Origin of the sequence: Chryseobacterium sp. POE27 (genome assembly GCF_039727685.1) — a bacterium.
Classification (GTDB): Bacteria; Bacteroidota; Bacteroidia; order Flavobacteriales; family Weeksellaceae; genus Chryseobacterium.
Window position 1 is genome coordinate 619,445 of the sequence record NZ_CP152475.1, and the last position, 25,112, is coordinate 644,556.

At 37.0% G+C, this 25,112-nt stretch carries 19 protein-coding genes, 1 tRNA gene and 3 pseudogenes; 22 read left to right on the plus strand and 1 reads right to left on the minus strand.

Going from position 1 to position 25,112, the window contains the following annotated elements:
- Positions 1–159 precede the first annotated feature (159 nt).
- From ccsA to AAHI02_RS02805, 4 genes and pseudogenes are all read left to right on the plus strand, one after another.
- Positions 160–3,406 (plus strand): annotated as a pseudogene (ccsA, locus tag AAHI02_RS02790) (cytochrome c biogenesis protein CcsA).
- A gap of 419 nt (positions 3,407–3,825) precedes the next feature.
- Positions 3,826–4,692, plus strand: coding sequence for an SPFH domain-containing protein (locus tag AAHI02_RS02795; protein ID WP_346985351.1), 867 nt, complete (start codon positions 3,826–3,828; stop codon positions 4,690–4,692).
- A gap of 118 nt (positions 4,693–4,810) precedes the next feature.
- Positions 4,811–4,999, plus strand: coding sequence for an Arc family DNA binding domain-containing protein (locus tag AAHI02_RS02800; protein ID WP_346985352.1), 189 nt, complete (start codon positions 4,811–4,813; stop codon positions 4,997–4,999).
- Between the two features lie 55 nt (positions 5,000–5,054).
- On the plus strand, positions 5,055–5,351 hold the full coding sequence (locus tag AAHI02_RS02805) for a hypothetical protein (RefSeq protein WP_346985353.1): 297 nt from the start codon (positions 5,055–5,057) through the stop codon (positions 5,349–5,351).
- A gap of 390 nt (positions 5,352–5,741) precedes the next feature.
- Here the strand turns inward: AAHI02_RS02805 and AAHI02_RS02810 are convergent, their stop codons facing one another.
- Complete coding sequence (locus tag AAHI02_RS02810; RefSeq protein ID WP_045496381.1) at positions 5,742–5,891, minus strand: histidine kinase; 150 nt, start codon at positions 5,889–5,891, stop codon at positions 5,742–5,744.
- A 159-nt stretch (positions 5,892–6,050) separates the two neighbouring features.
- Here AAHI02_RS02810 and AAHI02_RS02815 point away from each other — a divergent pair, with 159 nt between their 5' ends.
- From AAHI02_RS02815 to hisD, 18 genes and pseudogenes are all read left to right on the plus strand, one after another.
- On the plus strand, positions 6,051–7,580 hold the full coding sequence (locus tag AAHI02_RS02815) for an aldehyde dehydrogenase family protein (RefSeq protein ID WP_346985354.1): 1,530 nt from the start codon (positions 6,051–6,053) through the stop codon (positions 7,578–7,580).
- 122 nt (positions 7,581–7,702) lie between these two features.
- A complete protein-coding gene (gene lat / locus AAHI02_RS02820; RefSeq protein ID WP_346985355.1) occupies positions 7,703–9,028 on the plus strand; it encodes an L-lysine 6-transaminase in 1,326 nt (441 codons plus the stop codon).
- A 61-nt stretch (positions 9,029–9,089) separates the two neighbouring features.
- Positions 9,090–9,320 (plus strand): DUF2007 domain-containing protein, encoded by a 231-nt coding sequence (locus tag AAHI02_RS02825; RefSeq protein ID WP_042720804.1) that lies wholly within the window; start codon positions 9,090–9,092, stop codon positions 9,318–9,320.
- A gap of 155 nt (positions 9,321–9,475) precedes the next feature.
- A complete protein-coding gene (locus AAHI02_RS02830; protein ID WP_346985356.1) occupies positions 9,476–9,988 on the plus strand; it encodes a GNAT family N-acetyltransferase in 513 nt (170 codons plus the stop codon).
- Positions 9,989–10,104: 116 nt separating this feature from the next.
- Positions 10,105–10,560, plus strand: a complete 456-nt coding sequence (locus AAHI02_RS02835; RefSeq protein ID WP_346985357.1) for a transcriptional regulator — start codon at positions 10,105–10,107, stop codon at positions 10,558–10,560.
- Between the two features lie 107 nt (positions 10,561–10,667).
- On the plus strand, positions 10,668–11,750 hold the full coding sequence (locus tag AAHI02_RS02840) for an efflux RND transporter periplasmic adaptor subunit (protein WP_346985358.1): 1,083 nt from the start codon (positions 10,668–10,670) through the stop codon (positions 11,748–11,750).
- A gap of 4 nt (positions 11,751–11,754) precedes the next feature.
- Positions 11,755–14,902, plus strand: a pseudogene (locus AAHI02_RS02845) (efflux RND transporter permease subunit).
- A 79-nt stretch (positions 14,903–14,981) separates the two neighbouring features.
- Positions 14,982–16,397 (plus strand): efflux transporter outer membrane subunit, encoded by a 1,416-nt coding sequence (locus AAHI02_RS02850; RefSeq protein ID WP_346985359.1) that lies wholly within the window; start codon positions 14,982–14,984, stop codon positions 16,395–16,397.
- A 195-nt stretch (positions 16,398–16,592) separates the two neighbouring features.
- Positions 16,593–16,666: transfer RNA gene (locus AAHI02_RS02855), tRNA-Ala, on the plus strand.
- 24 nt (positions 16,667–16,690) lie between these two features.
- Positions 16,691–17,065, plus strand: a complete 375-nt coding sequence (locus AAHI02_RS02860) for a hypothetical protein (protein ID WP_346985360.1) — start codon at positions 16,691–16,693, stop codon at positions 17,063–17,065.
- Positions 17,066–17,215: 150 nt separating this feature from the next.
- A complete protein-coding gene (locus AAHI02_RS02865; RefSeq protein ID WP_346985361.1) occupies positions 17,216–17,788 on the plus strand; it encodes a C40 family peptidase in 573 nt (190 codons plus the stop codon).
- Between the two features lie 113 nt (positions 17,789–17,901).
- Entirely contained in the window at positions 17,902–18,714 is an 813-nt protein-coding gene (locus AAHI02_RS02870; protein WP_346985362.1) for a 2,3,4,5-tetrahydropyridine-2,6-dicarboxylate N-succinyltransferase, read from the plus strand.
- A gap of 28 nt (positions 18,715–18,742) precedes the next feature.
- Positions 18,743–19,912 carry a glycosyltransferase family 87 protein gene (locus AAHI02_RS02875; protein WP_346985363.1) on the plus strand — a complete coding sequence of 390 codons (1,170 nt, stop codon included), beginning with the start codon at positions 18,743–18,745 and terminating at the stop codon, positions 19,910–19,912.
- Positions 19,913–19,919: 7 nt separating this feature from the next.
- A complete protein-coding gene (locus AAHI02_RS02880; protein ID WP_346985364.1) occupies positions 19,920–20,849 on the plus strand; it encodes a glycosyltransferase family 2 protein in 930 nt (309 codons plus the stop codon).
- Position 20,850: 1 nt separating this feature from the next.
- Positions 20,851–21,627 (plus strand): polysaccharide deacetylase family protein, encoded by a 777-nt coding sequence (locus AAHI02_RS02885; protein ID WP_346985365.1) that lies wholly within the window; start codon positions 20,851–20,853, stop codon positions 21,625–21,627.
- Positions 21,624–22,722 (plus strand): annotated as a pseudogene (locus AAHI02_RS02890) (glycosyltransferase family 1 protein). The gene AAHI02_RS02885 and the pseudogene AAHI02_RS02890 overlap by 4 nt, the downstream one beginning before the upstream one ends.
- Positions 22,723–22,976: 254 nt before the next feature.
- Complete coding sequence (gene hisG / locus AAHI02_RS02895) at positions 22,977–23,834, plus strand: ATP phosphoribosyltransferase (RefSeq protein WP_346985366.1); 858 nt, start codon at positions 22,977–22,979, stop codon at positions 23,832–23,834.
- Between the two features lie 42 nt (positions 23,835–23,876).
- Positions 23,877–25,112, plus strand: a complete 1,236-nt coding sequence (hisD, locus tag AAHI02_RS02900; protein WP_346985367.1) for a histidinol dehydrogenase — start codon at positions 23,877–23,879, stop codon at positions 25,110–25,112.

Genomic DNA, 25,112 nt, shown 5'->3' on the forward strand with positions numbered 1-25,112 from the left:
AAAGCCGGCGATAAATCATTCAATTTTTATCAATAAAAATATTCTTATTAAGAATCTTTAAAAATAACACTTATCGCCTTCAAAGTGATAAAAAACAGTTTTTTTTAACGGCTTTATAGTTTATCATCCTTATTTTTGCCTATCAAGTATATATTTATCATGAAGAAGATCCAGGATATTCTTATCTCGACCAGAACAATGGCTGTGTTGCTGCTGGTGTACGCATTTGCGATGGCATATGCAACGTTCCTAGAAAACGATTATGGAACTCCAACAGCAAAAGCATTAATTTACGAAGCGTGGTGGTTTGAACTGATCATGCTTTTACTTATCCTCAATTTTATAGGAAATATCGCAAGATACAGACTGTGGAAAAGAGAAAAATGGCCGGTACTGATCTTTCACCTTGCGTTTGTGCTTATTTTTATTGGTGGAGCTATTACAAGATACATCAGTTTTGAAGGTACAATGCACATCAGAGAGGGCGAAATGTCTAACGAAATTGTAACGGACAAAAACTTTCTTAAAATTCAGATTGAAGAAAAAGGGGATGTTCTTAATTATCAGGATATACCTTATTTAATGTCTCCTTTACACAAAGATTTGCAGGCAACGTATGATTTTCACGGAAAAGAAGTGAAAGTAATTGCAAAAGAATATGTTCAACGGAAAAAAGACAGTCTTGTCGCTGATCCGAATGGTGCGGAATACCTACATCTGGTATCCACAGGACAGACCGGAAGACAGAATATTTTCATCAAACCTGGTGAAACAAAGTCGATCAACGGAACTCTGGTAACTTTTAACAGAGCCATTGAAGGCGCCGTGGAATTCAAAAATGAAAACGGTAAATTATTCATCAAAACTCCTGTTGATGCAAGCTATATGACCATGGCAACCCAGGCGACAGGAAATACAAAGAAAGACGAATTTCAACCGTTGGCTTTACGAAGTTTATATTCAATTAACGAGCTTAAACTGGTTGTTCCTGAGGGCCTTAAAAAAGGAAAATTAATGTCTATTGAAGGTGACAGAAAGAAAGATCAGAGTGTTCCTGATATGTTAACGGTTGAACTTCAGGGTCCAAAAACAAAACAACTGGTAGAACTTTCTGTTGAAAAAGGAAACCCGAATGCTTATAAACAGGTAACGATGGACGGACTGAATATTATGATCGGTTTCGGTCCTAAAATTTACAACACACCTTTCTGGCTTAAATTAGATGATTTCGTTATGGAAACTTATCCGGGAAGTTCATCTCCGAGTGCTTATGAAAGCCATATTAAAATTGTTGAAGATGGAAAACAGACTCCTTTTAAAATTTATATGAACCACGTTTTAAACCATAAAGGATATCGTTTCTTCCAGTCAAGTTTTGATCCCGACAGAATGGGGACGGTACTTTCCGTAAACCACGATTTCTGGGGTACGCTGATTTCCTATATCGGTTATACTTTCTTATTCGGAGGGATGTTCTTCATGTTCTTCTGGAAGGGAACTCATTTCTGGAAATTAAACAAAATGCTGAAAGACGTCAATAAAAAAAGAGCGGTAACGGTACTTTTATTGTTGTTAAGTTTCGGTCTGAATGCACAAAAAATAGAAACACACGGGACAACCGACGGAAGCAAAGAACACATTCATACAGAAGGGGACGGACATAATCACGCTCCTGCTCCTGAAACGGTTCAGCCACAAGGAGCACAGCCATTTACAAAAATGAAAATGGTTTCAGCTGACGAAATTATTGCCAGAAATAAAATAGATAAGGAGCATGCAGATAAATTCGGGTATCTTTTGGTTCAGAATTTTGAAGGAAGAATAGTTCCTATTAATACGGAAGCTCTGGATGTTTTAAGAAAACTGTATAAAAAAGATGAATTCAAAGGAACAGACGGAAAATCACTTACTGCGAATCAATGGTTTTTATCAGTCAATATTGATACGCCAAGCTGGACAATGGTTCCGATGATTAAAATAGGAACAAAAGGAGGTGATGAACTGCAGAAAAAAACAAAAGCAAATGATGAAGGATACACTTCTTTGATGAATCTTTTCCCGGCAGATGCTAACGGAAATTTAAGATATATTCTTGAAAGCGATTACAACACAGCATTTCGTAAAAAAAGCTTCTGAACAGACCAATTATGACAAAGAAGTTATCGCGGTAAACGAAAGAGTTCAGATTTTTAACGAATTTTTTAGCGGTCAGTTTATGAGAATTGTTCCCGTGAAAAACGATGCTAATCATACATGGCATTCATGGCTAGACCAGAAAATGGAGCCGGATACGGAATCTCAGGAGGTAATGGGACCTTATTTCGCGGAAGTTTTACAGGCCCAAAAATCGGGTAACTGGTCAAAAGCCGATGAGCAGCTGGCTAAGCTTTCAGATTATCAGCAGAAATGGGGTAAAGCAGTCGTTCCTGCGAAATCAAAAGTAGATCTTGAAGTTTTCATGAATAAAGTAAATATCAATTTCAAATTATTGATTTTCTATACTATCATCGGAGGGCTTCTTCTTATTTTAGGTTTCATTGAATTATTTAAGCCGAAAAAAGTTTTAAATAAAACGATCAAAGCAATCATAGTATTAGGAATTGTAGGATACTTATTCCATTTCCTGGGCTTGGTAGCGAGATGGTATATTTCTGGTCATGCACCTTGGAGTAATGGTTATGAAGCGATTATCTTCATCTCATGGGTAGGAATTTCAGCAGGTCTATTATTGTACAGAAATTCAAATGCCCTGATTCCGGCGGCAGGATTTATGGTAGCGGTTATCATGATGGGATTCGCGCATGGAGGTTCTGCTCTTGATCCACAGATCACGCCGCTTGTTCCTGTATTGAAATCTTACTGGCTGATTGTACACGTTGCGATTATTACGTCCAGCTACGGATTCTTTGCCCTGTCGATGATTATTGCCGTGATCAGTTTAGTATTTTATATCATTTCCAATAAAAGCACTCATACCATTCATCACGATACAACGTTGAAGGAACTGGCAATTGTTTCAGAAATGTCGCTTACGATAGGATTATTCGCTCTTACAGTCGGAAACTTCTTAGGAGGAATCTGGGCCAACGAATCCTGGGGAAGATACTGGAGCTGGGATCCCAAGGAAACCTGGGCTTTCATCTCCATCATGGTGTATGCGTTTGTACTTCACATGAGATTGGTTCCGGGGTTGAGAAGCAGATGGGCTTTCCACGTGGCAACCATGTTCGCTTTCTGTTCGATGGTAATGACATATTTCGGAGTAAATTACTATCTGAGCGGACTTCACTCTTACGCAGCTGGGGATCCTGTTCCTGTTCCTGCTTGGGTGTACATCGGACTTGGAACTATGCTGGCGTTAGCTGTTGCATCTTATATTAAATTTAAAACTCTGACTAAAAAATAGTTTTTCAATTTATAAAACAGAATCCCGGAAAGCAATTTTCGGGATTTTTCGTTTGTTAAAAGCACAATATTAGAATATGATAATCAAAAATATATTTTTCAGACGCAAAGTTTGCCGTTATTGACATATAGTATAAGCAGGCAAAGAAAGGAGCAGCAAACTGATCTTTATGAAGCGCGTGTATAATTTGCACGCTTTATCAGCGGCTCTGCCGCTCCGCTTTGTTTCCTTTAAAATGCAAATGATCATCAGACTTTGCGTCGACTTTATTCACGTTTAAGAATCATTAGCCTGTTATTAAAATGTATAATTGATTAAAAAACTTTTAGTATAAAATATAAATTGTCATTGATTAAATTGAAATTTATTCATATCTTTATGATATCAAAATAATATCAAATTTTAAAAAAATCAATATCATGGAAAAAGTTTTAAAACCAATGTCAGGATATCTTACTCTGGTTATTTGTCTGGTGCTGTTTGTTGCCTCAGTGTATTTCTTTATCACAGGAGTTGACTACAGTATTACTTTTGTCGTTTTGGCATTACTCTGTTTTATCCTTTCTTGTTTTTTCTTAAAAGGATTAATGATTATCCAGCCAAACCATTCAAGAGTACTGAATTTCTTCGGAAAGTATGTAGGAACAGTAAAGGAAAATGGACTGTTTTTTATCAATCCTTTATATTCGTCTCAAAAAATCAGTCTCCGTTCTGAAAACCTTCAGGGACAAACGCTGAAAGTAAATGATAAAATGGGAAATCCGATTGAAATTGCTGTTGTTATCGTCTGGAAAGTTGGCGATACTTACAAGGCTGCTTTTGATGTTGAACGATATTCAGATTTTGTAAAAATGCAAAGTGAAGCCGCAGTACGGCATCTGGCAATGAGTTTCCCTTATGACAATCTTGAAGACGATCACGCCCCGATTACATTAAGAGAAGGTGGAGAAAAAATCAATGCTATTCTTGAGCAGGAACTTACGGAACGACTTTCAAAAGCAGGAATTACTATTCAGGAAGCGAGAATATCACACCTTGCTTACGCATCGGAGATCGCAGGAGCCATGCTTCAGAGACAGCAGGCCACAGCCATTGTAGCAGCAAGAACAAAAATCGTAGAAGGAGCAGTCGGAATGGTAGATTTGGCTTTGAAAAAACTTTCTGAAGAAAATATTGTTGAGCTGGATGATGAAAGGAAAGCTGCAATGGTAAGTAATCTGATGGTAGTTCTTTGTGGTGAAAAAGCTGCGCAACCTATCCTAAATGCAGGAACTTTGTATAATTAATAATGAAGCGTTAGAAATTAATATACGTCTTTGCAAATAAAAAATATTCATAATAAATAAAAAAAATCTTTGCGTTAAAAACCAAAGCATGAGGTAAAAATCAGAAAAGTAACAAAAAATGAAATCAGAAAAAACTCAGAATTCTTCCGAAAACAAAAGTAAAAAATCTTTCGTTATAAGGATAGATGAGTCTACGTACAAACTTTTGGAAAAATGGGCAAATGATGAATTCAGGAGTGTAAATGGACAAATTGAGTATTTGCTTCATCAAAGTTTAATGGATTCAGGCAGGAAAAAGAAACAATAATTTAGTAATAAAATTATAATTTTTTCTTATTTTTGTATAAAATAATTCCCACATTATGATAAATACAGTGCTTGAATTTAAGAAATACCGGGACAGTATTCCGCAACTTATTCAGAATTCTGATTATAAGACAGGATATTTCATCAATCTATTGGGTCTTAAAACCCCAACTTATTACCGGAAACTTAAAGAAAATTCTTTTTCTGTGGAAGAGATTGAATTGCTGACCAAAGCATTATACCCTAAAGAAGCACTTTTAATGGAACTACAGGATGCGGAAGACGATTATGCAAAGGGCAATGTAAAAGAGCATGAAAAATTTACGGAAGAACTAAGGCAGGAGTTTCTTTAATTTTTCAGGGTTCTGATAATTATTCCAGAAAGATGCCAGCAGGATTTCATCCTTCTCGGTTAATCGGTAGTATAAATAAATTTGTTATACAATTAAATATTTTCTGTAATGGGTATTTTCTTCGTAGGCAGAGCCTATATACGGATTTTGAGAAATGTTCACCACAGCGATGTCTACCAACTTCATGAATCTTTTGATTTCTTTTTTTAGTCCAGAACTCTTTTAAATAAAATAAATTATCTCTGTAGTTTTTCTGGGCTTTGACGGACCATACTACTTTTTTTCATCTGAATGTTTTTTCAAAAATATAAAAAACATAGGAATAGAGAAATACATAATTTATAATAAAATACTTAAACAACAAAAAATCAGAGAAATTTCTCTGATTTTTTATTTTATACAGCTTTGAAGCGTATCTGCACCGAAGTAAAATATCACGAGCCAGATCAGCCCTTTTATGGTAAAGAAGGCAAATCCTGCCCAGCCAACACGTTTAAACCACTTCTTAAACTTCGAATTATTTTCCTGAGAGTTTTCCATTTCTGAGTGTCAAAAGATTACTATACAAAGATAAACATGTTTATAATTAGTCCAAATAAAAAGTCATTAAAAAAAATTAAATTTTGCGGTTCGCATAATATTTTTAACTTTAGGGAAAACGAAAAGTAAATTTTTTATGTCTAAAAAAAGTAAAGGATTTTGGGATTGAAAAAAACGCTCAAAAATCTAGGAATTAAGGATGAAAATAAGGGAACTTCAACAGGCGGAAAATACTTTGCAACAGGAAAAACGATAGAAAGTTATTCCCCGGTAGACGGGAATCTTATTGCTAAAGTGAAAACCTCCGGAGAGTCGGACTACAACAAAGTACTTGAAGCTGCAGAAAAGGCTTTTAAAGAGTTCAGGCTGATTCCTGCTCCCAAAAGAGGAGAAATTGTAAGGCAGCTGGGCCAAAAATTAAGACAATATAAGGACGATTTGGGGAAACTCGTTTCTTATGAAATGGGAAAATCTCTGCAGGAAGGTTTAGGTGAAGTTCAGGAGATGATTGACATCTGCGACTTTGCAGTAGGAGTTTCGAGACAGCTTCATGGCTACACAATGCATTCGGAAAGACCCGGCCACAGAATGTACGAACAATATCATCCGCTGGGAATTGTGGGGATCATTACCGCTTTCAATTTTCCGGTAGCCGTATGGGCATGGAATACCGCTCTGGCATGGATCTGCGGAAATGTTACCATCTGGAAACCGTCAGAAAAAACGCCGTTTTGTGCATTGGCCTGCCAAAATATCATGAACGAAGTTTTAAAGGAAAATAATCTTCCTGAAGGAATTTCAAGTGTTTTGATTGCAGATCATGAGATCGGACAAAGACTTGTTGATGACAAAAGGGTAGCCTTAGTATCTTTTACCGGTTCTACAAGAGTAGGAAGAATGGTTTCTACAAACGTTGCACAAAGATTCGGAAAATCTATTCTTGAATTAGGAGGAAATAATGCCATTATCATTACTCAGGATGCTGATATCAATATGTCTATCATCGGTGCCGTTTTCGGAGCCGTAGGAACGGCAGGACAGAGATGTACTTCTACAAGAAGGCTTATCATTCACGAAAGTGTTTATGATGAAGTGAAAAATAGGTTGACCAAAGCATACGGACAATTAAAAATCGGAAATCCGCTGGACGAAACGAATCATGTGGGACCACTTATTGATACTGACGCGGTGAACCAATATCAGGAAGCGATCAAAAAATGTAAGAAAGAAGGTGGAAAATTCATCGTTGAAGGTGAAGTACTAAAAGGAAAAGGTTACGAATCCGGATGTTATGTAAAGCCATGTATCGCAGAAGTGAAGAATTCTTACGAAATTGTGCAACATGAAACATTTGCGCCGATTTTATATCTTATCAAATATAAAACGCTGGAAGAAGCCATAACGATTCAGAATGATGTACCGCAAGGTTTATCGTCTGCCATCATGACCCAAAATTTGAGAGAAGCGGAATTATTCCTTTCTCATGCAGGTTCAGATTGCGGTATTGCCAATGTGAATATCGGAACCTCGGGAGCAGAAATCGGCGGTGCATTCGGTGGTGAAAAAGAAACCGGAGGAGGAAGAGAATCAGGTTCAGATGTATGGAAATATTATATGAGAAGACAGACGAATACAATAAATTACACAACAAACCTTCCTTTAGCACAAGGAATTAAATTTGATCTTTAAGCATAAAACATCAGGAAATTCAGAGATTTAAAAATTAAAAATTGTCAACTTTTGAATACCATAATCTCTTTGTTTCTAAATCATTAATTTTTTATCATTAATCAACCCTAAGATTAATTAAAATGGAACAAACAATTGATATACAAATAAATAAAGTAAAAGAAACAGTGGGAAAACACGTTTTAGCAGACGGATTCGACTTCGTGATGGATATTGAAAAATCACACGGATCATGGCTTTACGATAAACTGACGAACAAAGAATATCTGGATATGTTCTCCATGTTTGCATCAGCATCCATAGGCTATAACCATCCTTATCTGGTTGAAAAATCAGCATGGTTGGGAAAAATGGCTGTCAACAAACCTACTTTAGCCGACGTTTATTCTGAAGAATACGCTCATTTTCTGGAAGTTTTTGAAAGAGTAGTGATTCCTGAAGAGCTACAATATGCTTTTTTCATCGAAGGCGGAACATTAGCTGTTGAAAACGCAATGAAAGCGTGCTTCGACTGGAAAACCCGGAAAAATTTTGAAAAAGGACTTGACATTGAAGCTGGAATGTGCATTCATTTCAGGCAGGCTTTTCACGGAAGAAGCGGATATACATTAAGTCTTACCAACACTTCGGACCCAAGAAAATACCAGTATTTTCCTATGTTCGAATGGCCAAGAATCCTGAATCCCAAACTGACGTTCCCGATCACGGAAGAAAATCTGGAAGAAACCATTAAAAATGAAAGATTAGCTTTATTAAATATCGAAGAAGCTATTCTGATGAATCCTAACAAAGTCGCATGTATTATCATTGAACCCATTCAGGCAGAGGGCGGCGACAATCATTTCAGAGATGAGTTTTTATCAGGATTAAGAAAAATCTGTGATCAGAATGAGATCCTTCTTATTTTTGATGAAGTACAAACCGGAATAGGAATCACAGGAAAAATGTGGGCTTTCCAGCATTTTACAGCGAAACCTGATATTATTTCTTTCGGTAAAAAAACACAGGTTTGCGGTATTCTAGCCAATAAAGAAAAGTTTGATGAAATTCCTGATAATGTCTTCCGTGAAAGCTCAAGGATTAATTCTACTTTCGGTGGCAATTTTATTGATATGCTCCGTTTTCAGTTGGTCATGGAAGTTATTGAAAAAGAAAACCTTGTAGAAAATGCAAAAGTAGTAGGTGACTATTTATTAGACGGCCTTAAATCTTTAGAACAAAAATATCCTGAAAAATTATCAAATGCAAGAGGAAGAGGATTGATGTGTGCAATTGACCTCCCAACCCACGAGCAGAGAAACGCTATGAGAGACGAACTCTGGAATGACGGAATGATCATTTTATCCTGTGGTGATCTGTCTTTACGTTTCAGACCACACCTTAATGTTACAAAAGAAGAAATTCAACTTGCGCTGGATAAAATAGAGAATAACATTAATAAAATTTAAATTACGGATTTGTAATTTTCAAAAAAAATTTATAAATTTAGATACTCAAACGAAACAGAACATGGAAAGAAGTACAAGAGTATCAGTTTTTGAAAGTGACAAACCTGCAGAAATTCAGCTTATTAAATCAAAGCTGGATGATGCGGAAATCAAGAATTCAGTAGAAAACAACTACCTTACTTTTACAACTACGCCAACGGCAACATCACTGAAAGTATTGGTAAAACTGGAAGACGAAAAAAAAGCATTTGAAATAATTGATGCTTATCTCCAGCAAAGTGAAAATCAATAAAACAATTTCATAATTTTAAATTTTACTACTTCGAACCGAAAATTAATTAAAGTTAATTTTCGGTTTTTTGTGAACAAACTTTAAAGGAAATTACAAGATTATATTTAGTTTATATTCTTAATAATTTTTTACTCTAAAACAAAATAGTTACAGCAATGGATTCAGAAATCAAAATGAGAAAGGCAGAAATGGAAGACAGAGATATAATCTGGAATATTTTGCAGCAGGCCATAGAAAGAAGACGAAAAGACGGAAGTACACAATGGCAGGAAGGATATCCCAACATCAATACTGTGGAAAGCGATATTGAAAAAGGATTTGGATACGTAATGACCGTTGACGGTGAAATTGCTGTCTACGTAGCTTTGATTTTAAATGACGAACCAGCTTACAGCACCATCGAAGGCGCATGGCTGAGTAACGGCGAATTTGTTGTCGTACACCGAGTTGCTGTGGATGAAAAATTTGCAGGTCAGGGAATGGTCAAAATATTATTTGATCATATAGAAGAATTTACAAAATCCCATAAGATTCAAAGTATTAAAGTAGATACGAATTTTGATAATATTGCAATGCTTAAAATTCTGGAAAGTAAGGGATATACCTATTGCGGAGAAGTTTTTCTTGCAGGTGGTATGAGAAAAGCTTTTGAGAAGATTATAATTTAACCCAAAAGTTAAATCCATTATCATTGATTGTTTTTAAAGCAATAGATTTATAAACTCTATTGCGTTTGTTCGTTTAGTTCAGAACTAATTTCTACTTTTGCTAAAATTTATATACCATGCATAAGAGTATAGAAATTGATGAGAAAATTTTTCAGGATGCCGTGAAATTCTATGGTACGGTTTTCAATTTACCTCCACTGGCATCAAAAATATATGCGTATCTTTTATTTGATTATGAAAAGGTGGGCATAGCTTTTGACGAATTCGTGGAAGTGCTTTCTGCAAGTAAAAGTTCGGTTTCTACAAGTATTTCACTTCTTCTGAATGCTGAGCTTATTGTAGATCATAATAAAATGGATGAACGGAAAAGGTATTTTTTCATCAATGACGGTTACAAGAAAATCAGATTTGAAAAGATTGTACAGAAAATGAAAGATGAACTGAAGCTGTTGGACGATCTTGACGATTTTAAAAAAAATCATGATGTAAGTCACAATGAAAAGATTGAAGCATATAAAGCTCTTTTAAATAAAAACATAATTAATATTCAGCAATCTCTTAATAAACTATAAAATGAATAATAAGCTAGTTATACTTTCTGTTGCAGCCCTTTCTCTAGTGGCCTGCAAAAAAAGAAGCTCCTAAGCAGGATGGCCCTAAACCATATCCTGTCGTAAATGTGGAAGCAAAAAATATAGTGGGCTATCAGACTTTCCCGGCGACCATTCAGGGTAGAGTAAACAATGATGTTCGTGCCAAAATTCAGGGATATATTACACAGGTTTTGGTAGATGAAGGGCAGTATGTAACCAAAGGGCAGCCTTTATTCCGATTGGAAACCAATATTCTGAACGAAAATGCAGCAGCTTCCAAAGCGGGCATCGGCGCCGCTGAATCTAATATTGCTGCGGCCCAGGCTGCCGTGAGTGCAGCTAATGTGGAAGTAAATAAGTTGAAACCGCTTGTCCAGAAAAATATCATCAGTAATGTTCAGCTGCAGACAGCGCAGGCCAATTTAGCTCAGGCTCAGGCTCAGTTGAAGCAGGCCCAGGCAGCTAAAAGCCAGGCTGTTGCCAATTACAAAGGAATAGAAGCCAATATTGAATATTCAATTATCCGTGCGCCTATTTCAGGAGTTATCGGTAAACTGCCTCTGAAAGTAGGAAGTCTTGTAGGACCTTCAGATCAGACTCCCCTGACGACTATTTCAGATACTTCAGAAATTTACGCTTACTTTTCAATGAACGAAAAAGAATATTTTGATTTCCTTGAAAAAACACCGGGTGCTACCATGCCACAAAAGATAAAAAATCTTCCGATGGTAGAATTACAACTGGCAAACGGAAGCATTTATCCTGAAAAAGGAAGAATAGAAGCGATCACAGGACAAATTGATCCTACAACAGGAACCATACAGTTCAGAGTAGTTTTCACTAATGCGCAAAAGCTTCTGAGCAATGGTAACAGTGGAACTATAAGATTCCCTCAACGTTATGATAACGTACTTGTCGTTCCGGAAAGTGCAACCTACGAACAACAGGGAATTGTTTACGTATATAAAGTCGATAAAAGCGATACGGCAAGAAATGTTGTCATCAATGTGATCGACAGAATCGACAATATGGCTTTAATAAAATCCGGAATAAATAAAGGTGAAACCGTTGTAGCAGCAGGAATCGGAGGATTGAAACCCGGAACTGCAGTGAAAAAACAGCCTGTAAAAATGGATAGTCTTGTTCAATCTATAAAACCGAAATTCTAAAAAAATGATTAAAAATTTTATAAACAGACCGGTTTTATCCACGGTAATCTCAATCTTGATTGTGATTCTCGGGGTATTGGGACTGACTGCTCTTCCGGTGACACAATACCCTGATATTGCGCCTCCTACGGTAAGCGTTACGGCAAACTATACCGGAGCCAATGCAGAAACTGTAATGAAAAGTGTGGTAGTGCCTCTGGAAGAACAGATCAATGGGGTGGAAGGTATGGATTATATAACATCCAGCGCTGGAAATGACGGTTCTGCCAATATTCAGGTATTCTTTAAACAGGGAATTGATCCTGATATTGCAGCAGTAAACGTTCAGAACCGTGTAACAAGAGCAACGCCGCTTTTACCAAGTGAAGTCACACGTTCCGGGGTTGTTACGCAGAAACAGCAGACAAGTGCTTTGATGTATATGTCTTTCTATTCTGAAAATAAAGATCTTGATGATGTTTACCTTCAGAACTTTTTGAATATCAATGTTATTCCAAATTTAAAAAGGATTAACGGAGTGGGTGATGCCAACGTTTTCGGTGGGAAAAACTATTCCATGAGAGTGTGGCTGGATCCTGCAAAAATGGCAGCTTACGGAGTAACGCCAACCGACGTTACCAATGCGATCAACGAACAGAGTAGAGAAGCAGCAGCCGGTTCCATCGGGCAAAACAGCGGAAGCTCTTTTGAATATATCATTAAATATGTAGGTAAATTCAATGACAAAGAGCAGTATGACAATATTATCATTAAATCTCTTGCCGACGGACAAAATTTAATGCTGAAAGATGTTGCAAAAGTAGAATTGGCTGGACAGTCTTACTCAGGAATCGGGGAAAACGGAAACAATCCAGCAATCAGTATGGGGATTTTCCAGACTCCGGGATCAAACGCTCAGGAGATTATTAAAAATATTAAAGCATACCTTAAATCATCAGAAGGAAGCTTTCCGGAAGGGATTAAATACACTTTCAATTTTGATACCAATGAATTCCTGGAAGCTTCGATTGAAAAGGTAGTTCATACCTTAATTGAAGCATTTATTCTTGTATTCATTGTAGTGTACATTTTTCTTCAGGATTTCAGATCTACACTTATCCCGGCTATCGCTGTTCCGGTTTCGATTGTGGGAGCCTTTTTCTTTCTGAATTTATTCGGATATTCATTAAACTTATTAACGTTATTCGCTTTGGTTCTGGCCATCGGTATTGTGGTGGATGATGCCATTGTCGTCGTCGAGGCAGTTCATGCCAAAATGGAACATGGGATTTCAGATGCAAAAAAAGCTACGGTGGAAGCAATGGACGAAATTACAGGAGCAATTATTTCAATTACGCTGGTAATGGCATCTGTATTTATCCCGGTAACATTCATTACCGGTCCGACGGGAGTTTTCTACCAACAGTTCGGGATCACCCTGATTGTTGCCATCTTTATCTCTGCGATCAACGCATTGACTTTAAGTCCGGTTTTATGCTCATTATTCTTAAAACCTCATGATGCACATCATACAGAATATAAAAATTTAAACTTTCTTCAAAAGTTTTTCTATAAGTTTAATATCGCCTTTAAAACAACAACAGAACGTTACGGAAGGGGATTTGTTTTTCTTCTGAGACATAAATGGGTAACCCTGATCATCTTTGCCATTACAGGAGGAATCTTATACTGGGCCAGCACCACTATGAAAAAAGGATTCGTACCTACGGAAGACAGAGGGATTATCTTCACCGATGTTCAGCTTCCTCCGGGCGCATCAATGGAAAGAACATATAATGCTTTAAAAACACTTCAGGCTAAGGCTTTAAAAGTGCCGGGTGTTCAGAACGTTACCATTTCCACAGGTAGAGGTTTCCTTTCCGGAAACGGAAGCAACAATGGTCTTGCCTTTGTTAAGCTGAAACCATTTGACGAAAGAAAAAAAGACGGACAAACTTCGGAAGATATTACCAAAAAAATTATTCGGTATTACGGGGGCGGTTCCTGACGCTAAAGTCGTATTTTTCCAGCCGCCTAGTGTTCCTGGTTTTGGTAGCAGCGCCGGTTTTGAGATGGTTCTGCTGGATAAATCCGGTGGAGAATATGCCGATCTGGATAATAAAACGAACGAATTCATTGGTAAACTTATGCAAAGACCTGAAATTGAGTTTGCCCAGACTTCATTCAACACGAAATACCCGCAGTATGAAATGCAGATCAACGTTCCTTTAGCCAAGCAGCTTGGTGTTTCTGTAAGCGACATCCTCGCGACAATGCAGGGCTATATCGGAGGAATTTATACAGCCGACTTCACCAAATACGGAAAACAGTTCAGAGTAATGGTTCAGGCACTTCCTGAAAACAGACAAAATATTGACAACCTGAACGAATTGTATGTAAAAACAGGTTCAGGCGTAATGTCTCCGATCTCACAGTTTGTGACATTGAAAAAAGCTTACGGACCACAATCTGTCAGCCGTTACAACTTATTTACTTCTGTGAAAATTACAGGTGCCAATTCAGCTGGATTCAGTTCCGGGGACGCCATTACGGCAGTGCAGCAGGTAGCAAAAGAAACATTAAATCAAAATTATGATGTCGAATTTACAGGATTAACGAGAGAGGAATTAAATTCCGGATCTCAGACCGTTCTGATTTTTGCTTTAAGTTTGATTTTTGTTTATTTCATTCTTTCTGCACAATATGAAAGTTATATTCTTCCTTTGATTGTTGTAATTTCACTTCCTCTCGGGGTAATGGGAGCTTACTTCGGACAGAAAATCATGGGATTGGAAAACAATATTTATTTCCAGATTGCCCTGATCATGTTGGTGGGACTTTTAGCGAAGAATGCCATTTTGATTGTTGAATTTGCAGTTCAGAGGAGACATCACGGAGAATCGATTGTCATGTCTGCTATCAATGCAGCAAAAGCAAGATTAAGACCTATCCTGATGACCTCATTTGCATTCATCTTTGGTCTATTGCCTTTGGTTTTAGCAAGTGGAATCGGTGCAGTTGGTAACAGATCAATCGCTACAGGAGCAGCAATCGGATTGTTGATAGGAACCATCTTAGGGCTTTTTGTAATTCCTGTATTATATGTTATTTTCGAATATCTGCAGGAAAAAGTAAAACCTCTTAAAAAAGAAGAAATCAATTTAGCAGAATAAATTAATTGGACAAGTTAGAGGTTGGATTGAGTTTTAATCTAACTTCTAACCTCTGATTTCTAACTTCTAATTAAAAGAAATGAAGAATATTTTAAACATCATAAAAGGACTTGCTTTTTCAGTCGTGCTTCTTGCTGTCGTTTCATCATGTATGGTAAGAAAAGAGTACAACAGACCCAACAATGTGGTTGATGAAAAGCTATACCGTACCGATATGCTTTCTTCCGACAGCACAAATATCGCCAATGTTTCCTGGAAAGAGATTTTTACGGATCCGATCCTTCAAAAACACATTTCTAAGGCGCTGGAAAATAATCTTGATATCAGAATTGCACTGCAGAGTATCGCTTCCGCGGAGGCTTATTTAAAACAAAGCAAAGCAGCTTATCAGCCTACATTATCCGTCGGACCCAACTATACATTCCAGACCCAGTCTATCAATACACAGTTCGGGCAAATCATCGGAGAAAGAAGATACGTGAATCAGTTTGATATCACTGCGAGCATCGGATGGGAAGCTGATATCTGGGGAAAATTAAAGTCACAGGAAAAAGCTCAGTTTGCGGCTTATCTCGGAACTGTGGCAGCACATAAAGCGGTAAAAAGTGATCTTGTAGCTTCCATTGCTTCGGCATATTATCAGTTGCTGACGTTTGATGCGCAAAAGAGAGTTATTAATGAAACTATCGCCGTTCGTGAAAAAAATCTTGAAACCACAAGAGCTTTAAAAACTGCGGGAACATTGACGGAGGTTGCCGTTCAACAGAGTGAAGCGTTGGTTTTCAACGCAAAATCGTTACTGATTGACATCGACACTCAAATCCAGCTTTTGGAAAATACCATGAGTCTTTTGATGGGAGAGCCTTCCCACACCATAGAACGTTCTACGTTGGAAAGCCAACAGCTGCCTATAGACGTAAAACTTGGATATCCGGCACAGCTGCTTGCCAATCGTCCTGATGTCATGAGAGCAGAATATAATCTAATGAATGCTTTTGAATTGACTAATTCAGCAAAAGCTCAGTTTTATCCTACTTTAAAGCTTACAGGAAGTGGAGGAATACAGTCTGTGGATATTGATCATTTATTCAGTGTGAATTCATTATTTGCCAACGTTGTAGCCGGTTTGGCGCAACCTATTTTAAACAGAAGAGCCATCAGAACCAATTATGATGTGAGTCTGGCCAATCAGGAAACAGCTTATCTGAATTTTAGAAAAGCATTACTCACCGCAGGAAAAGAAGTGTCTGATGCCATAAGAGTTTTCTCTGTTCAGGATTCTTTTATAGAATTAAAACAAAAAGAGCTGAATGCCTATAAGAACTCGGTTGAATATTCCCAGGAACTCGTAAATTACGGTATGGCTAATTATCTTGAAGTATTAAATGCAAGTGTTAATTCATTAAATGCAGAACTGAATATTACCAATGCGGAATACAATAAAATGAAGGCTGCTGTAGAGCTTTATCAGGCTCTTGGAGGTGGTTGGAAATAATTTCAACATAAAAAGTAAGAAAATGCACGTTAAAACTCATTAACGTGCATTTTTATTTTAAATCGAAAACCCTTGAAAAATTGATGATTAGCTACAAATTTCATATTCTCGTTAAAGAAAATTTAATAAAATGTTTGTATATGTGGTTTAAATACTTACTTTTGTACCGCTTCAGAAAACTGATCCAAAAAAAAAGGGGAATTAGCTCATCTGGCTAGAGCGTTAGACTGGCAGTCTAAAGGTGACGGGTTCGATCCCCGTATTCTCCACAATTTGTTTATAAAACAAAAACTATGAAGAAAATATTTTTACTTTTATTCACCGCTTTTTTGTTTATTGGCTGCGGCAAAGATGAAGACACCATCTATGACTTCATAGGAACCTGGGCCGGAAGATACGAAGGAACAGAAAAAGGCAGCTGGAACATCGTAGTAGCAACCGACGGAAAAGTAACCGGAACATTAGATTCTGAGCAAACTTCAGAAAATTATACCATTTCCGGCCAGCTGAGTGATTCCGGAGAACTTAATGCGACAATCGGTTCACCTTCTGACGGCGAATTCAAAGGGACTCTTACAAGAGATAAAAAAGCAAGCGGAACATGGGTAAATGCAGTTCCGACACCAACCCGATCCGGCACATGGAAAGGTGAAAAAACATCCAAGTAATACATCATTCATTATACAAAAGCTATTCAGACGAATAGCTTTTTTTATTTTTACATATTGCTAATGAATTATTTCATACCACAAATTGAGCAAAACGAAAACATAATTTATATATATTTGTATTGATTTTGTGTGTAAAATAAAAGAATTATGAAGAACCGCCTGCATTATAAAAGTCTACATTTAAAAACAATTCATGTATTACTCATTGCATCTTTAATTACAATATCATGCGGAAGTTCAAAAAATGTTGCTTCCGGTAAAAATACAAGTACAAAATCCGTTTCCAAAGCCGAAAATCTCAGAAATCTGGAATCTAAATTTAACGGTAAAATTTCCAGATCAGTAAATGAAATTCTTAAAGATGCTGAAAAATATCTCGGCGCCCCCTACAAATTCGGTGGAAATACTTCGTCAGGTTTTGATTGTTCGGGATTTACATTAAAAGTTTTTGAAGAAAATGATTATAAACTTCCCAGAAGATCGTCAGATCAGGCAGAGACCGGAAATAAAATTGATATCAAAGAAGTAAAGCCCGGAGATCTTTTGTTCTTCGCAACCGCTGGTGGCACAAGAGTTTCTCATGTCGGAATCGTTCACGATATCGGAAATGACGGAGAGGTGAAATTTATTCACGCTTCCACCACAAAAGGAGTCATCATCTCATCGCTGAATGAAAAGTATTGGAATAAGGCTTATCTTCACGCTCAGAGAGTGCTTTAATGGAACATTTAAATAAGAAATATTTAGTAACAAAACGGTTTCCTACCTTACAACTGTCAGAATATTTCCCTTAACTTTTGTATCTTTGGCGCAAATAATTTTAAACTAGAAACATGTCGTTACAACAAACTATTGAAAACATTTGGGATAATAGAGAGCTTTTGCAGAATGAAGACAGCCAGAAGGCCATCAGAGAAGTTGTTTCTTTATTAGATTCCGGAGAACTTCGTGTTGCGCAGCCTACAGAAAACGGATGGCAGGTGAATGAGTGGGTAAAAAAAGCAGTGGTAATGTATTTCCCGATTCAGAAAATGGAAACCATTGAAGTGGGGCCGTTTGAATTTCATGATAAAATTCCTTTGAAAAGAAACTATGCAGAAAAAGGAGTAAGAGTTGTACCTCATGCAATTGCCAGACAAGGATCTTTTGTTGCGTCAGGTGTTATTTTGATGCCTTCTTACGTCAATATCGGGGCATATGTAGATTCAGGAACAATGGTAGATACCTGGGCTACAGTTGGAAGCTGTGCGCAGATCGGTAAAAATGTTCACCTGAGTGGCGGCGTAGGAATCGGTGGTGTTCTTGAACCCCTTCAGGCTGCTCCGGTAATCATTGAAGATGACTGTTTCATAGGTTCAAGATGTATTGTCGTGGAAGGTGTTCACGTAGAAAAAGAAGCTGTTTTAGGAGCCAATGTTGTTCTTACGGCATCTACAAAAATCATCGATGTTACAGGCCCTGAACCCATCGAAATCAAAGGGAGAGTTCCTGCTCGTTCAGTGGTCATTCCGGGAAGTTACACGAAACACTATCCAGCCGGAGAATATCAGGTTCCATGCGCTTTGATCATCGGTCAGAGAAAAGAATCCACAGACAAAAAAACGTCTTTAAATGATGCGTTGAGAGATAATAATGTTGCTGTTTAAGAGTAAATTTTAAACTAAAACTAATATTTTGAAAGATAAATTTCTTAAAATAATCCTAAACCCTAAATATATATTTGGGGTTTATCTTATTATATCGGTAGTTACCGCAATTTCCAAGTATTTGAGAGGAGATTACGCCATAAACAATTATCTGATTTTTAAAAATGTTTTTTTTAATACCATCAATCAGAAAAATCTGTTCATTCATTATCCCGATCTTTATTTTGATTTAAATCATTACGGTATTTTCTTCAGTGCGCTCATTGCTCCTTTTGCAATAATGCCCGACTGGCTGGGGATTTCTCTCTGGAATGCTGCCAATACGTTTATCTTTATTTATGGTATTTACAAACTCCCGTTTTCCGATGCTAAAAAAGCTCTTTTTGGCCTTTTCTGTTTACAGGAATACATTACAGCTGCTTTAAGCTTACAGTTCAATGTTGCTCTTACAGGTCTTTTGTTGCTGTCTGCAGTGTACATTTATGAAAGAAAAGAAGTAAAGTCTGCGACATCAATTTTAATTGGTGTTTTCGTAAAAATCTATGGGATTGTCGGGCTTTCACAGTTCTTTTTCATTAAAAATAAAATGAAATTCATCCTGTCAGGATTGGTTATAGCATTGATATTTTTTGTTCTGCCTATGGCATATTCAAGTCCGAAATTTGTGATTCAGTGCTATGCAGACTGGTTTCATTCCATCGTAGAAAAAAACAATGAAAATCAGGTTTTGGGGAATATGCAGGATATTTCGCTGATGGGCTTTTTCAGAAGGATTCTTGGGGATGCTTCTATTTCAAATCTTGTGTTTCTTGCATTCGGATTACCGCTTTTTGGAGCGCCATACATTAGAATCAAACAATACAAAAACTACGCTTTCCAGTTGATGATTCTGGCTTCTACATTGCTTTTCTTAGTATTATTCAGCTCGAGTTCAGAATCTCCTACATATATCATTGCCGTTGTAGGCGTGCTGATCTGGTTTTTTCTTCAAAAAGAAAGAACGCCTTTTATCATAGGACTACTGGTTTTTGTGATTATTTTCACCTGCTTTTCCACATCGGATCTGTTCCCGAAATTCGTGAAAGAAAATTATATCATTAAATATTCTTTAAAAGCTGTACCTTGCATTGTAGTTTGGCTGAGGGTAATTTATGAGCTTCTTACCAAAGATTTTGAAAAAAATTACAGCCTGAATTAATATTATTATGAAGAAAATTTCCATTGTCATTCCTGCCCATAACGAAGAAGGAAATGTTGCTTTGGTTTATGAAAAAATCGACGCTGTTTTTTCCGGATTAAGCGATTATGATTTTGAAATAATCTTTGTAAATGACGGAAGCAGAGACAGAACTCAACAAAAACTGGAAGAGCTTTCGCATCAGTATGAAAAAGTAAAATTCATTGAGTTTTCCAGGAATTTCGGGCATCAGCCTGCCGTAAAAGCAGGAATGGATTATGCCCACGGAAATGCGGTAATCTCTATGGATGGTGATCTTCAGCATCCGCCGGAACTTATTCCGCAAATGATCAGAAAATGGGAAGAAGGATACGATATTGTTTTTACGGTAAGAAAATATCCTAAAGAAATTTCAATGTTTAAAAGGAAAACCTCAGATTTCTTCTACAAAATCCTATCGAAAATGTCGGATGTTGACCTTACCAAAGGCGGAGGATCAGATTTCAGGCTAATGGATGCCAGTGCAGTGGAAGTCATGCGAAATTTCAATGAAGACGATCTCTTTTTACGCGGACTTACCAGCTGGATGGGCTTTAAGCAGACCGGAATTGAATTTACAGCTAATGAACGTGTTTCCGGACAGAGCAGTTATAACCTGAAAAAGATGATTACTTTTGCTTTTACAGGAATCACTGCTTTCAGTGTAAAACCGCTGTATATCGCAGCATATCTGGGATTTTTATTTTCAGGGATTTCTGCGGTAGGCTACGGAATATATGTGATTTATTCATTTATCACCAAAACGGAGATTTCCGGCTGGGCATCGCTGATTATGACCATTGTTTTCTTTGGCGGATTGCAATTGATTATTCTTGGAATTATCGGAATTTATTTAGGTAAAATATTCAAACAGGTGAAAGACCGGCCGAATTACATCATTAAAAACAAAAATTTTTAACATGGTTTTATTGAGTTTTGATATCGAAGAATTTGATATGCCATTGGAATATAAAGGTGAAATTCCCTTCGAAAAACAGATTTCCGTTTCCCAAACCGGGCTTGAAAGAATATTGGATCTCCTTAAAAAACATCAGGTAAAAGCTACTTTTTTTTCAACTGTAGTTTTTGCGGAAAACAGCAAATCACTTATTGAAAGATTACTGGAAGAAGATCATGAACTGGCTTCTCACACCTGGTATCATTCAGAATTTGAAGAAAAACATTTGAAGGAGTCAAAAGAAAGGCTGGAAAAATTATTTTCCACGAAAGTGACAGGTTTAAGAATGCCACGCATGATGCCGGTAAGCAAAAATGCCGTGGAAGAAGCTGGTTATTCTTACAACTCATCGATCAATCCAACGTTTCTTCCGGGAAGATATAACAACCTGAAAGTCTCCAGAACTTATTTTAAAGAAGGAAATGTAACACAGATTCCGGCTTCAGTTTCCCCGAATTTCAGGATCCCGCTGTTCTGGTTGAGCTTTCATAATTTTCCTTTATCATTCTATAAAAAAATAGCTTTAGATACCTTAAAAAAAGACAATTATCTTAATGTTTATTTTCATCCGTGGGAGTTTGCAGAAATCAAAGATGAAGCATATAAATTACCGGGTTTTACTGTTAAAAATTCAGGAAAAGATATGATTAAGCGTTTTGATGATTTTATTTCGTGGCTTAAACAAAAGAATTACACCTTCGGAACTTTTCAGGAATTTCAAAAACAAATCGGCTCATGAAAATAGCTTACGATGCGAAAAGATTCTTCCATAATACATCAGGACTGGGAAATTATTCCCGTGATCTGATAAGAATATTGGCAGATTATTATCCTGAAAATGAATACATTCTGCTCAATAAAAACAAATCCGAAAGAGGAGAAAACATTTTGAATCATAAAAGTGTCCGTTTTGTGGAAACGTCCAGAGGCAATATGTCGAGACAATTCAAAATGGGAACAGATGCTCAAAACCAAAATGCTGATATTTTTCACGGACTGTCGGGTGAACTTCCGCTAAAATGGAACAAAAAACCGATTCGGAAAATAGTGACCATTCACGATCTCATCTTTATCCGTTATCCGGAGTATTATTCATTTTTTGACCGTAAAATTCATTTATGGAAATTTAAAAAAGCCGCTGCTTCGGCAGATAAAATTATAGCAATTTCTGAACAGACTAAAAGAGATATTATTCAATTTCTGAATGTTCATGAAAGCAAAATTGAAGTGATTTACCAAGGGTGTCACAAGGTATTTAAGGAAAATCAACCAGATGAATATATTGAGTCGGTAAAAGAGAAATTTATCTTACCTGAAAGATTCATCCTGAATGTCGGAACCATTGAAGAGCGCAAAAATCTTCTGAATATCGTTAAAGCTGTAAAAGACACGGAAATACCTTTAGTAATAGTCGGAAGAAAAACAAAATACTTTAAAACGGTAGAAACTTTCATCCGAAAAAATAAAATGGAAAAGCAAATCTTTTTCCTTGAAGGCGTTTCTATGGATGAGCTTGCAGTGTTGTATAAACTTGCAGATATTTTTGTGTATCCAAGCTTTTTTTGAGGGTTTTGGAATTCCTGTGATTGAAGCGCTTTTTTCTAAAACTGTAGTCATCACAAGCAATACAAGCTGTCTTCCCGAAGCCGGTGGTCCGGATTCTGTCTATATTGATCCTAAAAATCATCTGGATATTCAGGCAAAAATTAAGTTTTTATGGCAAACCGAATCGGAGAGAAAACGCCGTGCTGAAAAGGGTTTTGAGTTCGTTCAGAAATTTAATGATAAGCCTATTGCGGAACAACTGATGAGCCTTTATCAAAAAATAATGTAAAAAAATTTGCACGTCTCGAAAATAATCTCTTACCTTTGCATTACAAATTTCAACAATGAAACCGAATTTTTTAACAGTACATCATTATCATCATCATCTCTGCTAAGACGGAATTGATTGATCGATAATTTATGTTAAAAATCAAAATAATTAAAAACCGTCTGAGTAAATAGACGGTTTTTTTGTTTCTGAATATCCCGGGAATTTTCTTCAATTCAACCAGTTTTTATTTGCTCAGGCCCAAAACCATCAAAATGAGTATATTAAAAATTGCCATTCAGAAAAGCGGCAGGTTGTACGAAGATTCTCTCCAGCTTCTCAGAGATTGCGCCATAGATACCAATAACGGAAAAGACCAGCTGAAAGTTTCGGTAAACAATTTCCCGATGGAAATCATGTATCTGCGCAATTCTGATATTCCGCAATATCTTGAAGACGGCGTAGTAGATGTGGCCATCGTAGGCGAAAATCTCCTTGTGGAAAAGCAGAAAAACAGCGATATAGTTCAGAAACTGGGCTTTTCAAAATGCCGTGTTTCCTTAGCCGTTCCGAAAGAGGTGGAAACTGATGAACTAAGCTATTTTCAGGGAAAAAAAATTGCAACTTCCTATCCTAATACCCTTACAAGATTCCTTTCCGAACAGAGAATTAACGCTGAAATCCATGTAATTTCCGGATCAGTGGAAATCGCTCCCAATATCGGACTGGCAGATGGGATTTGTGATATTGTGAGTTCAGGAAGTACTTTATTCAAAAACGGACTAAGAGAAACCGTTACACTTTTGCGGTCTGAAGCCGTGTTAGCAAAAAGTTCTTTATTAAATCCTGAAAAGGAAGCTATTCTTGAAAAATTCCTTTTCAGGATCAAAGCTGTTCTTAAAGCCAAAAACTCAAAATACATCCTGATGAATGTCCCTGATGATAAAATTTCAGAAATTTCCGCAGTCCTTCCTGTTTTAAAAAGCCCGACCGTTATTCCGTTAGCAGAAAAAGGGTGGAGCAGCATTCATTCAGTGATCGACGAAGACAGATTCTGGGAAGTGATCGATCAACTAAAAGAAAAAGGGGCACAAGATATTTTAATTATTCCAATCGATAAAATGGTCATATAATGAAAACATACAGATATCCCGAAAAAAACAGCATGGAAAACATTGACCCAACGTCCCGTAATTCAGAGAGAAGAACTCTCCGATGTTGTACAGAAAATATTTGAAGTAGTACAGTCTCAAGGTGACAAGGCATTGCTTGAATTCAGCAAGAAATTTGATCAGGCAGAGTTGGAAACAGTTGCTGTTTCAGAAATTGAAATCAAAAACGCAGAGAACGAAATAAGTGGAGAATTGAAATCCGCTATTATAAAAGCTAAAGAAAATATTACACGTTTTCATGCCGCTCAGAAAAGCGAAATCGAAAAAATCGAGACTGTAGAAGGCGTAACTTGTTGGAGAGAAAACCGTGCGATTGAAAAAGTAGGAATCTATATTCCGGGAGGAAGTGCTCCTTTATTTTCAACCGTTCTGATGCTGGCCATTCCTGCGCAGCTTGCCGGATGCGGGGAAGTCATTCTCTGTACACCACCGGATCAAAACGGAAATATCAATCCTGCAATTTTATATGCAGCCAAACTTTGCGGAGTCAGCAGTATTTTTAAAGTTGGTGGTGCACAGGCCATTGCGGCAATGACATTCGGTACCGAAAGTATTCCTTCCGTTTATAAAATATTTGGTCCGGGAAACCAATATGTTACAGCGGCAAAAGAGTATGCCCAACGTTTCGGAGTGGCTATGGATATGCCTGCCGGACCCAGTGAAGTCCTCGTTATTGCCGATAAAAATGCGATACCGGAATTCTGTGCGGCAGACCTTCTTTCACAGGCTGAACATGGTAGTGACAGTCAGGTAGTCTTTATCACTACGGATGAGGAAATTTTAAATAAAACTATTAAAGAAACTGAAAAACAACTGAAAGTACTACCAAGGAATGAATTTGCAGCTGAATCTTTAAAAAACAGTTATTTCATTTTATTAAGCACCATAGAAGAAGCTCTTGAATTCAGCAATCTGTATGCTCCTGAACATTTAATTCTAGCAGTAAAATATTTCGAAAATTATATCCCAAGAATTCAGAATGCCGGTTCGGTTTTTCTCGGAAATTATTCCTGTGAAAGTGCCGGAGATTATGCCAGCGGAACCAATCACACGTTACCAACTAACGGATTTGCCAAAAATTACAGTGGAGTTTCACTTGACAGTTTTGTTAAAAAAATCACCTTTCAGCACATAACGGAAAATGGACTTAAAAATCTTGGAAAAACCATTGAAATTATGGCCGAAGCAGAAGGTCTGCTGGCACACAAAAATGCTGTATCCATCCGTTTAAAATCATAA